This window comes from Burkholderia sp. BE17, from assembly GCF_009362305.1.
In the GTDB taxonomy this organism is placed as follows: domain Bacteria; phylum Pseudomonadota; class Gammaproteobacteria; order Burkholderiales; family Burkholderiaceae; genus Burkholderia; species Burkholderia pyrrocinia_C.
The window spans coordinates 105,396-119,517 of the sequence record NZ_WHNU01000007.1 but is presented as its reverse complement, the minus strand read 5'-3'; the positions used below and the strand labels follow the sequence as shown (position 1 = coordinate 119,517).

11 protein-coding genes are annotated in these 14,122 nt (G+C 66.6%); 8 read left to right on the top strand and 3 right to left on the bottom strand.

What is annotated here, in order from left to right:
- Positions 1 to 72 precede the first annotated feature (72 nt).
- Positions 73 to 1,539, bottom strand: coding sequence for a mannitol dehydrogenase family protein (locus tag GD429_RS08720; protein WP_152856557.1), 1,467 nt, complete (start codon positions 1,537 to 1,539; stop codon positions 73 to 75).
- Positions 1,540 to 1,697: 158 nt separating this feature from the next.
- Here GD429_RS08720 and GD429_RS08715 point away from each other — a divergent pair, with 158 nt between their 5' ends.
- The 5 genes from GD429_RS08715 (at position 1,698) to GD429_RS08695 (ending at position 7,233) form a co-directional block, all read left to right on the top strand.
- Positions 1,698 to 2,426 carry a GntR family transcriptional regulator gene (locus GD429_RS08715; protein ID WP_152856556.1) on the top strand — a complete coding sequence of 243 codons (729 nt, stop codon included), beginning with the start codon at positions 1,698 to 1,700 and terminating at the stop codon, positions 2,424 to 2,426.
- A gap of 21 nt (positions 2,427 to 2,447) precedes the next feature.
- Positions 2,448 to 3,656 carry a D-mannonate dehydratase ManD gene (gene manD, locus GD429_RS08710; RefSeq protein ID WP_321574478.1) on the top strand — a complete coding sequence of 403 codons (1,209 nt, stop codon included), beginning with the start codon at positions 2,448 to 2,450 and terminating at the stop codon, positions 3,654 to 3,656.
- A 29-nt stretch (positions 3,657 to 3,685) separates the two neighbouring features.
- Positions 3,686 to 4,717 (top strand): Zn-dependent oxidoreductase, encoded by a 1,032-nt coding sequence (locus tag GD429_RS08705; RefSeq protein ID WP_152856555.1) that lies wholly within the window; start codon positions 3,686 to 3,688, stop codon positions 4,715 to 4,717.
- Positions 4,718 to 4,799: 82 nt separating this feature from the next.
- Positions 4,800 to 5,816 (top strand): 3-dehydro-L-gulonate 2-dehydrogenase, encoded by a 1,017-nt coding sequence (gene yiaK / locus GD429_RS08700; RefSeq protein WP_152856554.1) that lies wholly within the window; start codon positions 4,800 to 4,802, stop codon positions 5,814 to 5,816.
- Positions 5,817 to 5,937: 121 nt separating this feature from the next.
- Complete coding sequence (locus GD429_RS08695) at positions 5,938 to 7,233, top strand: MFS transporter (protein ID WP_227791596.1); 1,296 nt, start codon at positions 5,938 to 5,940, stop codon at positions 7,231 to 7,233.
- A gap of 36 nt (positions 7,234 to 7,269) precedes the next feature.
- On the opposite strand, the gene GD429_RS08690 is transcribed toward GD429_RS08695, so the two are convergent.
- On the bottom strand, positions 7,270 to 9,462 hold the full coding sequence (locus GD429_RS08690) for a TonB-dependent siderophore receptor (RefSeq protein ID WP_152856553.1): 2,193 nt from the start codon (positions 9,460 to 9,462) through the stop codon (positions 7,270 to 7,272).
- A 412-nt stretch (positions 9,463 to 9,874) separates the two neighbouring features.
- Between GD429_RS08690 and GD429_RS08685 the strand changes: the two genes are divergently transcribed.
- A complete protein-coding gene (locus tag GD429_RS08685) occupies positions 9,875 to 10,321 on the top strand; it encodes a hypothetical protein (RefSeq protein WP_152856552.1) in 447 nt (148 codons plus the stop codon).
- Between the two features lie 54 nt (positions 10,322 to 10,375).
- Here GD429_RS08685 and GD429_RS08680 read toward each other — a convergent pair whose 3' ends face one another.
- Complete coding sequence (locus GD429_RS08680; RefSeq protein ID WP_152856551.1) at positions 10,376 to 11,122, bottom strand: TetR/AcrR family transcriptional regulator; 747 nt, start codon at positions 11,120 to 11,122, stop codon at positions 10,376 to 10,378.
- 170 nt (positions 11,123 to 11,292) lie between these two features.
- Between GD429_RS08680 and GD429_RS08675 the strand changes: the two genes are divergently transcribed.
- Both GD429_RS08675 and GD429_RS08670 read left to right on the top strand, forming a co-directional pair.
- Positions 11,293 to 12,474 (top strand): isovaleryl-CoA dehydrogenase, encoded by a 1,182-nt coding sequence (locus tag GD429_RS08675; protein ID WP_059238999.1) that lies wholly within the window; start codon positions 11,293 to 11,295, stop codon positions 12,472 to 12,474.
- 31 nt (positions 12,475 to 12,505) lie between these two features.
- Positions 12,506 to 14,113, top strand: a complete 1,608-nt coding sequence (locus tag GD429_RS08670) for a carboxyl transferase domain-containing protein (RefSeq protein ID WP_152856550.1) — start codon at positions 12,506 to 12,508, stop codon at positions 14,111 to 14,113.
- Positions 14,114 to 14,122: the final 9 nt, after the last annotated feature.

The following is a 14,122-nucleotide window of genomic DNA, read 5'->3' as shown; positions in this document are numbered from 1 at the left end:
TCGACACGGACATCGACGGGCAGGGGCGTCACGCGGTTCGCGTCGGCGGCGGCCAACCGGCCGTGCGGGCGTTCAGCACGCGTGCAGCGGTGCGAGCAATGCGTCGGTGCCGTGCGCACGCAGCGTCGACAGATGCGCGCCGACGCGCGCGACCAGCGCGTCGGGCCACACGGCCGGGCCGGCGAGCGCGGCACTGGCGAGCGCCGCGCGCACCGCGCCGTTCGCGTCGCCGGCCGCGCCGAGCGTCTCGGCGAGCGCGGCCGCGCCCGGGTCGCTGATCGTCAGCGGCCGGCCGTCGGCGTCGCGCGCGGTGGTCAGGTAGTACAGCCAGAGCGCAAGCGCACGCTCCAGATACGGGCGCTCGACGCCCGCCGCAGCGCTGTCCGCGAGCGCGGGCAGCCAGCGCAGCGGCACCTTCTGCGTGCCGTCCATCGCGATCTGCTCGGTGCGATGCGCGAGCGTCGGATTTCGGAAGCGCCGCACGAGCGTCGCGCAATAGTCGTGCGCGTCGAAGCCGGACGGCACGTCGACGGTCGCGAGCAGGTCGTGCGTCATCACGCCGTCCACGAACGCCGCGATCGCCGGGTCGGCCATTGCGTCCGACACTGTCGCGCGGCCGCGCAACTGCCCTGCATACGCAATCGCCGAATGCGAGCCGTTCAGCAGCCGCAGCTTCATCGTTTCGTACGGCCGCACGTCGGCGACGAGGCGCGCGCCGGCGTCTTCCCAGCGCGGGCGCGGGCCGGCGAAGCGATCCTCGATCACCCATTGCGAGAACGGCTCACAGACGATCGCGGCCGCGTCGCGCGCGCCGAGGTGCGCTTGCGCCCAGTCGAGCGATTCGGGCGTCGCGGCCGGCACGATCCGGTCGACCATGCTGTTCGGGAATGCGATGTCGTCGCGGATGCGCCGCGCGAGTGCGCCGTCGTCGATGCATGCCGCGTAGTCGAGCAGCAGCGCGCACAGTGTGTCGCCGTTCGACGTCATGTTGTCGCAGCAGACGACGGTGAGCGGCGCGCCGGCCGGCCGCTGCCGGAGGCCGGCGGCGATCACGCCGAGTGCGGTACGCGGCGTGTCGGGCGTCGCGAGATCCTGGCGGATCGCGGGATCGGTGTCATCGAGGCCGCCGCCGGGCCGGCGGCAATAACCTTTCTCGGTCACGGTCAGGCTGACGATCGACACGCGCGGATCGGCGATCAGCGCGAGCAGCGCGGGCAGCGATTCCGGTGCGAATAGCGCGCCGTGCACGGCGCCGACGATCCGGGTGCGCGCGCCGTCGCCGTCGCGTTCGGTCACCGTGTACAGGTGGTCCTGCGCGGCGAGCAGGTCGACGGTATGGCGCCGCCGCAGCTCGACGCCGACGATCCCCCAGCGGAGATCGCCCTGTTCGAGCACCGTTTCCGTATGGATTGCCTGATGCGCGCGGTGGAACGCGCCGAGGCCGAGATGGACGATGCCCGTGCGGATCGCGTGCCGGTCATAGCGGGGGCGGCGCGTGCCGGGCGGCGCGGTGTGCAGGAAGTCGGGTGCGGGTGGCATGACGATCGGTAACGGGTTGTACCATGGTAAATATCGGAGTGAGTGAAGGTTATTGCGGGTTTTTGCAGGAAGTTATTGGTGTAAACGCCAGTTCGATCAATTTCCCTGTGTTGTGTACCATGGTAGTTATCGAAATCAAGTCGGATGCATCGACAGACATGAGCGAAACTGCAGCATTTGAGGAAGACGTCGTCGTCACGGCGTTGCAGGGGTTCTCGCTGGACGAGAGCCGGTCTTATACGGGTCAGGTGCACGCGCTGCTGCGCCACGCGATCGTGCGGGGCGCGCTGCCGCCGCATACCGCGCTGTCGGAGGCCGTGATCTCGACGACGATCAAGGTCAGCCGCACGCCCGTGCGCGAAGCGTTCGCGCAACTGGCCGACGAGCGGCTCGTGCAGATCCACCGGAAGGTCGGCACGTTCGTCGCGCCGATTCCGGTGTCGATCCTCGAGGAAGGGCGGTTCGCGCGCAGCACGCTCGAATGCGCGAACCACGTCGAGCTCGCGCAGAAAATCACGGCGGAACAACTCGCGGAGCTGTCGCGAATCATCGACGCGCAGCGCGCCGCGGTGGCCGCGCACGATGTCGAGGCGTTCTTCGAACTGGACGAAGCGATGCACGGCCGGATGTTCGCGTTCGCGGGCCGGCCGCACGTGTGGGAAATGCTGCAGCCGATGAAGCGCCAGTTCGACCGCGTGCGCTGGCTGCTGCTCGACCGCGTCGAGGATCATGCACGCCGCGCGCTGCAGGAGCACGAGCAGATCCTCGCGCATATCGCGTCGCGCAACATGGCGCTGCTCGGCGCATCGGTCGCGACGCACGTCGACCGGATCGGCTCGCATCTGCCGGACGTGCGCAGCCGCGCACCCCATTACTTTGTCGACTGAATCGCCCGCTGGAGGAGCGCAGTGAAAATCGAACGCTTGCAGACCATCGTCACGTGTCCGGGCCGGAACTTCGTGACGGTGAAGATCGTGACCGATGAAGGCGTCTACGGTCTCGGCGACGCGACGCTCAACGGGCGCGAGCTCGCGGTGAGCGCCTATCTGGAAGACCATGTATTTCCCTGCCTCGTCGGCCGCGACCCGCGCAACATCGAGGACATCTGGCAATACCTGTATCGCGGCGCGTACTGGCGGCGCGGGCCCGTGACGATGACGGCGATCGCCGCGATCGACATGGCGTTGTGGGACATCTTGGGCAAGCTCGCGGGCATGCCTGTCTACCAGCTGCTCGGCGGCAAGAGCCGCGATGGCCTGATGGTGTACGGCCACGCGAACGGGCGCGATCATGAGGAAGCGGTCGACGCGGTGCGCGCGCATATCGAGGCAGGCTTCCGTGCGATCCGCGTGCAGTCGGGCGTGCCGGGGCTAGACAAGGTGTACGGCGTCGGCAAGACCGCTGGCGCGTACGAACCCGCCGAAAAAGGCCTGCCGCCTGAAGAGCCGTGGGATACCGCGCTTTATCTGCGCCATACGCCGGACCTGTTTCGCAAGGTGCGCGACGCGGTCGGCGATGCGCCGCACCTGCTGCACGACGCGCATCACCGGCTCACGCCGATCGAGGCCGCGCGGCTCGGCCGCGATCTCGAGCCGCATCGTCTCTTCTGGCTGGAAGACGCGACGCCCGCCGAGAATCAGGACGCATTCCGCCTGATCCGTCAGCACACGACGACGCCGCTCGCGGTCGGCGAAGTGTTCAACTCGATCTGGGATTGCAAGGACCTGATCCGCGATCAGCTGATCGACTATATCCGCGCGACGATCGTGCACGCGGGCGGGATCACGCACGTGCGGCGCATCGCCGACTACGCGGCGATGTACCAGGTGCGCACGGGCTTTCATGGCGCGACCGACCTGTCGCCGGTCTGCATGGCGGCGGCGGTCAACTTCGGGTTGTGGGCGCCGAACTTCGGCATCCAGGAACTGATGCCGCACAGCCCGCTGACCGACGAAGTGTTTCCGCACAGCTACCGGTTCGAGGACGGCTATCTCGTGATGGACGACGTGCCGGGCCTCGGCGTCGACATCGACGAGACGCTGGCCGCGAAGTACCCGTACGAGCGCGCGTACCTGCCGGTCGCGCGGCTGCGCGACGGCTCGATGTGGAACTGGTGAGCGGCAAGGAACCGAAGGAGAGAACCGAAATGTTGAGCGTCGTTGTCGATCGCCCGAACAGCATGGGCGTGCGCGAAGTGCCGCTGCCCGTGCCCGCCGCCGGCGAAGTGCGCGTGAAGGTGCGTTATGCGGGCATCTGCGGGTCGGACCTGCATATCTTTCACGGCAAGAACCCGTTCGTGTCGTATCCGCGCATCATCGGCCACGAATTCGTCGGGACGATCGAGTCGGTCGGCGAGGGCGTCGATGCGACGCGGCTCGGCGAGACCGTCGCGGTCGATCCCGTGATCAGCTGCGGGCATTGCCATGCGTGCACGATCGGCCGGCGCAACGTCTGCCGGCACCTGACCGTGCTCGGCGTGCATCGCGACGGCGGCTTCAGTCAGTACACCTGCGTGCCGGCCGGCAATGCCTACCGGATTCCGGCGGAGATCGCCGATACCTGCGCGGCGATCGTCGAGCCGTTCGCGGTCGCCGCGAATGCGACGTCGCGCACCGGCGTGCTGCCGGGCGATGTCGCGCTGATCTACGGCGCGGGTACGGTCGGGCTGACGATCCTGCAGGTGCTCAAGCGCGTGTACGGCATCCGCGCGTTCATCACCGACCGGCTCGATGCGCGTCTGCAACTCGCGCGCAAGTGCGGCGCGGCGGAGGACGAAGTCATCAACACGAGTGTCGAGTCGTTGCCGGACGCGCTGGAGAAGCGCGGCGTCGACGGCGGCCCGACGCTGATCTTCGATGCGGTCTGCCATCCGTCGATTCTCGAGGAAGCCGTGCGGATCGCGGCGCCGGCGGGCAGGATCGGCGTGCTCGGCTTCTCGTCGGAACCGTCCGCGATCGTGCAGGCGGAACTGACGAAGAAGGAACTCACGCTCGCCGCGTCGCGGCTCAATTGCGCAATGTTCCCGCAGGTGATCGACTGGATCGGCCGCGGGCTGATTCAGCCCGAGCATATCGTCACGCACAAGGTGGATTTTCGCGACGTCGCGCGGGCGTTCGAGATGGCCGAGCAGCGGCCTGCCGAGAGTTGCAAGATCCTGCTCGATTTCGCGGGCGGCTGATACCGGTTCGCGCCGCGAGCCGGGGCGGCGGCATCCGGTTCCGGATCGCACCGCACCACAAGTACTTCAGGAGACAGGCAGGATGATCCGAATTCCGTTCGAGGAGTTGCAGGGCGCCATTTATCTCGCGCTCCTGAATGCGGGCATGAACGAGCACGACGCGGGCGTTTGCGCACGGGTTCATGCCGAGGCGACCTGCGACGGCGTCAATTCGCACGGCATCAATCGCGTCGCGCGCTTCGTCGACTACGTCCGCAAGGGCTGGGTGAATCTGCAAGGCGCCCCCATGCCGGTCAAGCGCTTCGGCGCGATCGAGATCCTGGACGGCAATCGCGGCCCCGGCATTCTGAATGCATTGTCCGCGACCGAGCGCGCGATGGCGATCGCCGACGAGCAGGGCGTCGGCATCGTCGCGCTGCGCAACACGACGCACTGGATGCGCGGCGGGACGTATGGCTGGCACGCGGCGGATCGCGGCTACATCGCGATCTGCTGGACGAATACCGAATCCTGCATGCCGGGCTGGGGCGCCAGGAAACCGCGCGTCGGCAACAACCCGTTCGTGATGGCGGTGCCGCGCGACAAGGGCCCTATCGTGCTCGACATGGCCATGTCGCAATACTCGTACGGAAAACTGCAGGCGACCCGCCTCAAGGGAAAGAACATGCCGTTTCCCGCCGGTTTCGACAGCGAAGGGAAGCTGACCGTCGAGCCCGGCCCGATCGAGGCGTCGATGCGGATCCTGCCGATGGGTTACTGGAAGGGCTCGGGGTTCGCGATCATGCTCGACGTGCTGGCCGCCGTGCTGTCGGAGGGGCTGGCGACGAACGGGATCGATGCCGTGCAGCAGGGAAGCTGCACCGGCTGCTCGCAGGTGTTCATCCTGATCGACCCACGCAAGCTGGGCGGCGAAGCGTTCACGAACGAGGTCGCCGACGGCGTGGCCAATTACGTGAATACGTCGGAAGTCGCGGAAGACAGCGACGAGGTGCTGTATCCCGGGCAAAGCGCGCTGCGAACCCGCATCGAACAGCGGCGGCACGGCGTTGCCGTCGACGACGGAATCTGGGCCGACGTGTTGGCGCTTGCGGAGCGGTGAAGTCAGCGCATTCGCGACGCGGCGCCGGTAGGCAACCCGGCCCGCTGCGAGCATGCGAAACGGACCGGCGTACGGATCGATTCCATCGCCGTCGAGGTTCTTGTTTTCATCGGGAGAACTGATGATGAGGGGGGACGTCACACTTGCGCTAGGCGCAGGCACCGAAGCGCTGCACGAAGACGCGTTGTACCGGAAGGTGATACTGAGGATCGTCCCGCTGTTTTTCCTCGGGTTCGTCATGTCCTATCTGGACCGCGTGAACATCGGCTTCGCCAAACTGCAGATGGCGGCCGATTTCGGCCTGACGAATGCGTCCTTCGCACTCGGCGCGAGCGTGTTCTTCTGGGGCTACATGCTGTTCGAGATTCCGAGCAACCTGATCCTCCGGCGGGTCGGCGCGCGCGCATGGATCGCGCGGATCATGATCACGTGGGGGATCGTGTCGACCCTGATGATCTTCTCGCGGAACGAGGCCGCGTTCTATTCGCTTCGCTTCCTGCTTGGCGTATGCGAGGCCGGGTTCGTTCCGGGCGTGATGTATTACACGAACACGTGGCTGCCCGCCCGGCGCCAGAGCGGCATGTATTCGCTGTTCCTGATGGCGTTGCCGATTGCGGTCGTGTTCGGTGCGCCGCTGTCCGGCGCGATCATGGAGACGATGGACGGCGTGGCGGGCATCAGGGGATGGCAGTGGCTGTTCCTGCTCGAAGGGCTGCCGTCCGCGGTGCTGGGCGTCGTCATCCTGGCGCTGCTGCGGAACCGGCCGGCCGACGTCGATTGGCTGACGCCGCGCGAGAAGCAGATCATCGACGCGAATGTCGCGAAGGAAGCGGCGTTCAAGTCGCATCGCGTCGCGGATGCGTTCCGGACACCGAAGATCTATGCGCTGATCGTCGTGATGATCCTCTTCAACACCGCTTTCTATGGGCTGACGTTCTGGATGCCGACGCTGTTTCATGACGCCGGCGTCGCGAACAGCCTGGATGTCGGGCTGTTCACGGCCATCCCGTTCGGCGTCGCGGCGATCTGCATGTACGTGAACGCGAAGTATGCGGAGAGGTCCGGGCGGCTGCGCAGGCACGGCGGCGTGGTGCCGGTCGCGCTGGCCGCCATCGGGCTGTTCGTCGCGACGCTGGCGCACGACAGCTTTTGGCTCGCGCTGATCATGCTGACCGTCGCGACGTCGGGCATCCTGTCGCTGATGCCGATCTACTGGACGCTGCCGGGACGCGTGCTGTCCGGTGCGGCCGCGGCGGCCGGCCTCGCGCTGATCAACGCGTGCGGGAGCCTGTCGGGAATCCTCGGCGCGATGATCATCGGCTATGCGGGCATCCGGACCGGCATGGCGATCCTTGCCGGCTTCCTGTTGCTGTGCAGCGTCGTGTTCTACCGGGTCTGTCCGCCGACGGCGGAATGACGTCGAGCCGGGCCCGGCTTCCGGCGGCCCCGGCCGTCAGAACGACACCGTCGTCGTCAGCGTGACGAGCCGCGGCTCGCCGACCGCGACGATCAGGTTGTTGTTGCTCGACGGGTAGTAGGTCTTGTCGAGCAGGTTCTTCACGTTGAGCTGGAAGCGCGTCGGGAACTTGCCGATCGTCGTTTCGTAGGCCGCGAACGCGTCGACGGTCACGTAGCCGGGCAGCGTGAAGCTGTTCGCGGTGTCGCCGGAGCGTGCGCCGACGAGGCGTGCGCCGCCGCCGAAGCGCCAGCGGCCGGGCAGGTTCGCGAGCGCCGTGTCGTACACCGCGAACAGGCTGCCCGTGTGGCGCGCGACGTTGACGAGCGGCGTATTGCTGTCGCGATCGGTCGCGTTCGTATACGCATAGCTGCCGATCACGCTCAGGTGGCGCGTGATCTGCCCCGCGACGTCGAGTTCGATTCCGCGCGAGCGCGCGGTGCCGATCGTCGACGTGATGTCGCCGTTCGTGACCGCGACGTTGCGCTTGTCGATCTGGTAGACCGCGAGTGTGCCCGTGATCGCGGGCTTCAGGCTGAACTTCAGCCCGGCCTCGAGCACGCGGCCGTATTCCGGCGCGAGCGGCGCGGCGACGTTCGTTGCGACATTCGGCTTGAACGAGCGGCTCACGTTCGCATACGCGGTCAGCGCAGGCGTGATTGCATACGCGAGCCCGAACTGCGGCAGCCAGACATTGCCGCGCGAGCGGTCGGCGAACACGAACGGCCGCCCCATCCCCGATTCCTGCTGCCAGTTTTCCCAGCGCAGCCCGCCGACCGCGGTGAGACGCTCGGTGAGCTTCACCGAGTCCTGCACGACCATCGAATACGCATGCACCACCGAGCGCGAATCGCTTTGCTTCGGGTTGGGTATGCCGCCCGGCGCGAGCAGGCCGTACACGGGATCATAGAGATTGAAGCCCGTCGTTGCCTTGCCGCGGATCGTGTCGCCGCGGAAGCTGCGCTGCCGCTCGTATTCGCCGCCGAGGTAGAGCGCGTGGTTCATCCCGGCAAGCGTCACGTTGCCGAGCAGGCCGAGCGTCGCGATTTGGTCGGAGTCGTTGCGCCCGAGGTTTGCATCGGACGAGCGCGTCATTGCGCCCGTCTTGCTGTTGAACGAGTTGCCGCGGGTAATGTACTGGTCGTAGCGGTCGCGGCCCCAGCCGTAGGTCGCGCGCACGCGCCACGCGTCGGAGAAGCGGTGCTCGATGCGCGCGCGCAGCGTTTCCTGAATGCCGCTGCTCTGCGACCATGCTTCCTCGTAGCGGCGATAGCGCAGCGCATCGTCGAGCTGGCCGTTCACGAGCACGGTGCCGCGATCGAACGGCGTCGTGTAGTCGACGTACTGGTAGCTGACGTCGATCGACGTGTTCGCGTCGTGCCACGACAGCGCGGGCGCGATCAGCGCGTCGCGCTGGCGGCCGAAGCTGCGCCAGTAGCGGCTCGTGTCGTATTCGCCGGTCAGCCGGAACGCGAGCGTGCCGCCCGCGACCTGGCCGGGCTTGCCGAGCGGGCCCGTGAAATCGAACAGCGCGCTGCCGCCGCCGTGGCTCGTGCGCGACGCGGAGATCGAGCCGCCGAACGTGTCTTCCGGCTTGCGCGTGACGAGGTTGATCACGCCGCCCGGATCCTGCATCCCGTAGAGCAGCGAAGCAGGGCCCTTCAACACTTCGACGCGGTCGATCGTCGCGAGATAGCTGTGCAGCACCGGCGTGCGCACGCCGTCGACGAGCACCGAGCCGTCGTTGTTCGATCCGAAGCCGCGCTTGGTGAACGCGTCGCGCGTGCCGCCGAGCGTGTTCGTCTGCGTGACGCCGCTGATGTTGCCGAGCACGTCGTCGAGCGAGCGCGCCTGCTGGTCCTGCATCACGCTGCTGCTGACCACCGCGACCGATTGCGGAATCTCCTTGAGCGGGCGGTCGTTGCCGCCCGCGATGCTGGTGGTGCGCGGTTGATAACCGATCGTCGGATCGACGGCCGCCGATGCGTTGACGCTGATGGTCGGGAGTTCGCGTTCGGCGGGCGTCGATGCGGGCGTGGAGGCGGATGCGGGCGCAACGGGTTCGGCGTCGGCGCGTTCGGCGGCGTCGGCATGCGCGCCGCTTGCGACGCAAAGGGTGATCAGGGCGGGCAGGCTAGTGCGCCACGGACGAAGGGGCCGGGCGCGGCGGGTGGTTCGACGGGATGGCATGAATCGATGCAGGGCGGAGTGCTAAGGATCGTGTCGCGGGTCGCAGCACTGCGCCGCAACCGGGATGCGGATAATACATGTAATGAGAATCATTTGCAATTGTAATGGGGCGATCGGCAGCGGGCGGGCGTTGGTTGTCGGGCCGTCGGCCGTCTGCTACCGTAGCGGCCAAAATCAGACGCAGTGAAATTCAATGAGAGAGCCCGGGGGCCGCACCATGTCATCTTCCCGTCGCGTCGCGTTCAGTGCGACGCACCGCACTCGACCATGCGGGTGGTGAAGTGATCGCAGCCGTGTTCCGCCATTCGAACGACTGAAGCAACGGAAGCGAATTCAGTTGGCGTTGTGCCGCGCAGCCGACGCAGCGCCGCCTTCAATTACTTCAACCACCACGCTAGACGGGAGACCACCCATGAAAAAGATTTCCGCGCCGTTCGCGGCGGCTGCGCTTGCGGCGTGCGCGATGCTGGCGGGCGTTCACCGGAACGCCTGCGCCGCACCGGCGGACGAGCCCGCGATCGATGCGCACTACAGCGTCGTGATCGAGGCCTATACGCAGGACATGGCCGCCGCGAAGACGAAATACGACGGCAAGCGCCTCGCGTTCGTCGGCGCCGTGATCCGGATGGGCAGCGATCCGGGCGGCACGTACTTCGGTGCGCTGACGACCGACGGCGGGCAGTTCGACACGCACTTCGACGTGGCCGACCAGGATGTGTTGAAACCGAAATTCCCCGGCGGCGAGATCAAGCCGTTTACGGCGTCCGCGAATTTCCGGTTCAGCTGCGTGAACGAAGGTTATATCGATGCGCCGGTGTTGCCGGGATTGAAGCTGGCGCATTGCCGTCTCGCCAACTGATCGACGTACCGCGACGATGGTGTCGCGGTGTCGCGGTAACCCCGCCGCCGCACATCACGCGCGCGTGTTTTCCCCTTCCAGCCGCCGCACCGCTTCCGCCACTTCATTCCTGAAGCGCACGAGCGCCGCCTGTTCCGGCGCGGGCGGCTGCACGGCGGCCCACAGCATGTCGACCAGCTGCGTGGCCGTCGTTTCCGTATCGAGCTTGCGGTGCCCGAGGATCGCATCCCACAGCACGTGCTCGATCGGCCCGAACACCATCGAGCGCAGCAGGCTCAGCGGCAGGTCCGCGCGGACCTGCCCGGCCGCCTGGCCGCGCGCGAGCACGTCCATCAGCGGCGCGGTATAGCGGCGCTGCAGCGCGGTGAGCTCGTCGCTCAGCGCATGCTGCTTCGCGCGGCCTTCCGACAACACCAGCGCGCACAGCCCCGTGCCGTTCACGAGCATCAGCCGCAGGTGCGTGCGCACGATGAACGCGAACTGCTGCTGCACCGACGCATCCTGCGGCATCCCGTGCTCGAACGCGGCGATGATTTCGTCGTACCAATCCGCGATGACGCGCGCGCACAGCTCGCGCTTGCCGCGGAAGTAGCTGAACACCGTCGCTTCCGACACACCCACGCGCTGCGCGATCTCGGCGGCCGTCGCATGCTCGTAGCCTTTTTCGGCAAACACTTCACGACCGGCGCGCAGGATGTCCTGCACGCGCTGCTGGGATTTGCGCCCGGCGGGCGCGCGCGGCGTGTCGGCGCGGTCGGCTTTGACGGTGGCGGTCATGGTGTCGGCGGTAGCGGCTGTCATGTCGGCATGATATCTGAGTGTCACTCAAAAAACTATTGACGCCGAACCGGACGAGGCGCGAAACTGTGCAAAATTTCCGCTGTATTGGTCAATAAATCGACGCATTCATTCGATTTGAGCGAAACTCAGAAATCGGTGCATGCGACACACTTTCTGGAGACGGAGGAGACATGATCAACCTGCCCGGCGTGCAATTCATGCTCGGTGAAGACATCGAGATGCTGCGCGATGCCGTCGCGACGTTCGCGGCGAAGGAAATCACGCCGCGCGCGGCGGAGGTCGACCGCACCGACCAGTTTCCGATGGATCTGTGGAAGAAGTTCGGCGATCTCGGCGTGCTCGGCATGACGGTCGCCGAGGAATACGGCGGCGCGAACATGGGCTACACCGCGCACATGGTCGCGATGGAAGAAATCTCGCGCGCATCGGCGTCGATCGGCCTGTCGTACGGCGCGCACTCGAACCTGTGCGTGAACCAGATTCACCGCAACGGCACCGAAGCGCAAAAGCAGAAATACCTGCCGAAGCTCGTGTCGGGCGAACACATCGGTGCGCTCGCGATGAGCGAACCGAACGCCGGCTCCGACGTCGTCAGCATGAAGCTGCGCGCCGACAAGCGCGGCGATCGCTACGTGCTGAACGGCACGAAGATGTGGATCACCAACGGCCCCGATTGCGACACGCTCGTCGTCTATGCGAAGACGGACGTCGAAGCGAATTCGCGCGGCATCACCGCGTTCATCGTCGAGAAGGGGATGAAGGGCTTCTCGGTTGCGCAGAAGCTCGACAAGCTCGGCATGCGCGGCTCGCACACGGGCGAGCTCGTGTTCCAGGACGTCGAGGTGCCGGAAGAGAACATCCTCGGCCAGCTCAACGGCGGCGTGAAGGTGCTGATGAGCGGGCTCGACTACGAGCGCGCGGTGCTGTCGGGCGGCCCGACGGGCATCATGGCCGCATGCCTCGATGCGGTCGTGCCGTATATCCACGACCGCAAGCAGTTCGGCCAGTCGATCGGCGAATTCCAGCTGATCCAGGGCAAGGTCGCTGACATGTACACCACGTTCCAGGCATGCCGCGCGTACCTGTACGCGGTCGGCCGCCATCTCGATTCGGCGGGCAGCGACCACATCCGCCAGGTGCGCAAGGACTGCGCCGGCGTGATCCTCTATACGGCCGAGAAGGCGACGTGGATGGCCGGCGAGGCGATCCAGATCCTCGGCGGCAACGGCTACATCAACGAATACCCGGTCGGCCGCCTGTGGCGCGATGCGAAGCTCTATGAAATCGGCGCCGGCACGAGCGAGATCCGCCGGATGCTGATCGGCCGCGAGTTGTTCGCGGAAACGATGTAACGCCCCACGTCACGCGAACGGAGCCTCGTCGATGCCGATCATCGAATCAAAAATGAACCCGCGTTCGGAAGACTTCCGCGCGAATACCGCGGCGCTCGAGGCGGTCGTCGCCGACTTGCGCGCGAAGATCGAACAGCTTGCGCAGGGCGGCGGTCAGGCCGCGCGCGACAAGCACCTGTCGCGCGGCAAGCTGCTGCCGCGCGACCGCATCGCGCAACTGCTCGATCCGGGCGCACCGTTCCTCGAGCTGTCGCAGCTCGCGGCGAACGGCATGTACAACGACGACGCGCCGGGCGCGGGCGTCATCACCGGGATCGGCCGGATCGCGGGCCGCGAGTGCGTGATCGTGTGCAACGACGCGACGGTCAAGGGCGGCACCTACTACCCGGTCACGGTGAAGAAGCACGTGCGCGCGCAGGAAATCGCCGCGGAAAACCGGCTGCCGTGCGTGTACCTCGTCGATTCGGGTGGCGCGAACCTGCCGAACCAGGACGACGTGTTCCCCGATCGCGACCACTTCGGCCGCATCTTCTTCAACCAGGCGACGATGTCGGCGGCGGGTATCGCGCAGATCGCGGTCGTGATGGGCTCGTGCACGGCAGGCGGCGCGTACGTACCCGCGATGAGCGACGAGTCGATCATCGTGAAGAACCAGGGCACGATTTTCCTCGGCGGGCCGCCGCTCGTGAAGGCCGCGACCGGCGAGGAAGTGAGCGCCGAGGATCTCGGCGGCGGCGACGTGCACACGCGCCTGTCGGGCGTGGTCGACCATCTCGCGCAGAACGACGCGCATGCGCTGTCGATCGCGCGCAACATCGTCGATCATCTCGCGCCGAAGATCGCATCGCCGGTGGCGCTGCGCGAGCCGAAGCCGCCGCGCTACGACGCAAAGAGCCTGTACGGCGTGATTCCCGTCGATACGCGCAAGCCGTTCGACGTGCGCGAGGTGATCGCGCGCATCGTCGACGATTCCGAGTTCGACGAATTCAAGGCGCGCTTCGGCACGACGCTCGTCACGGGCTTCGCGCACATCTGGGGCCACCCGGTCGGGATCGTCGCGAACAACGGCATCCTGTTTTCCGAATCGGCGGTGAAGGGCGCGCATTTCATCGAGCTGTGCTGCCAGCGCAAGATCCCGCTCGTGTTCCTGCAGAACATCACGGGCTTCATGGTCGGGCGCAAGTACGAGAACGAAGGCATCGCACGGCATGGCGCGAAGATGGTGACGGCCGTGTCGAATGCGAAGGTGCCGAAGTTCACGGTGATCATCGGCGGCTCGTTCGGTGCCGGCAACTACGGGATGTGCGGCCGCGCATTCGGGCCGCGCTTCCTGTGGATGTGGCCGAACGCGCGGATCTCGGTGATGGGCGGCGAGCAGGCCGCGTCGGTGCTCGCGACCGTGCGTCGCGACGGTATCGAGGCGAAGGGCGGTTCGTGGTCGACCGACGAAGAAGAGGCATTCAAGCAGCCGATCCGCGACCAGTACGAGCGCCAGGGCCATCCGTATTACGCGAGCGCGCGGCTGTGGGACGACGGCGTGATCGATCCCGCGCAGACGCGCGACGTGCTCGGTCTCGGCCTTGCGGCGTCGATGAACGCGCCGATCGACGATACGCGCTTCGGCGTGTTCCGGATGTAACGAGGAGAG

What these genes read in the sequence shown, in the direction of transcription:
- GD429_RS08720 (WP_152856557.1), bottom strand. Translation starts at nt 1,539, where the DNA reads ATGCCACCCGCACCCGACTTCCTGCACACCGCGCCGCCCGGCACGCGC.
- GD429_RS08715 (WP_152856556.1), top strand. Translation starts at nt 1,698, where the DNA reads ATGAGCGAAACTGCAGCATTTGAGGAAGACGTCGTCGTCACGGCGTTG.
- GD429_RS08705 (WP_152856555.1), top strand. Translation starts at nt 3,686, where the DNA reads ATGTTGAGCGTCGTTGTCGATCGCCCGAACAGCATGGGCGTGCGCGAA.
- yiaK (WP_152856554.1), top strand. Translation starts at nt 4,800, where the DNA reads ATGATCCGAATTCCGTTCGAGGAGTTGCAGGGCGCCATTTATCTCGCG.
- GD429_RS08695 (WP_227791596.1), top strand. Translation starts at nt 5,938, where the DNA reads ATGATGAGGGGGGACGTCACACTTGCGCTAGGCGCAGGCACCGAAGCG.
- GD429_RS08690 (WP_152856553.1), bottom strand. Translation starts at nt 9,462, where the DNA reads ATGCCATCCCGTCGAACCACCCGCCGCGCCCGGCCCCTTCGTCCGTGG.
- GD429_RS08685 (WP_152856552.1), top strand. Translation starts at nt 9,875, where the DNA reads ATGAAAAAGATTTCCGCGCCGTTCGCGGCGGCTGCGCTTGCGGCGTGC.
- GD429_RS08680 (WP_152856551.1), bottom strand. Translation starts at nt 11,122, where the DNA reads ATGACAGCCGCTACCGCCGACACCATGACCGCCACCGTCAAAGCCGAC.
- GD429_RS08675 (WP_059238999.1), top strand. Translation starts at nt 11,293, where the DNA reads ATGATCAACCTGCCCGGCGTGCAATTCATGCTCGGTGAAGACATCGAG.
- GD429_RS08670 (WP_152856550.1), top strand. Translation starts at nt 12,506, where the DNA reads ATGCCGATCATCGAATCAAAAATGAACCCGCGTTCGGAAGACTTCCGC.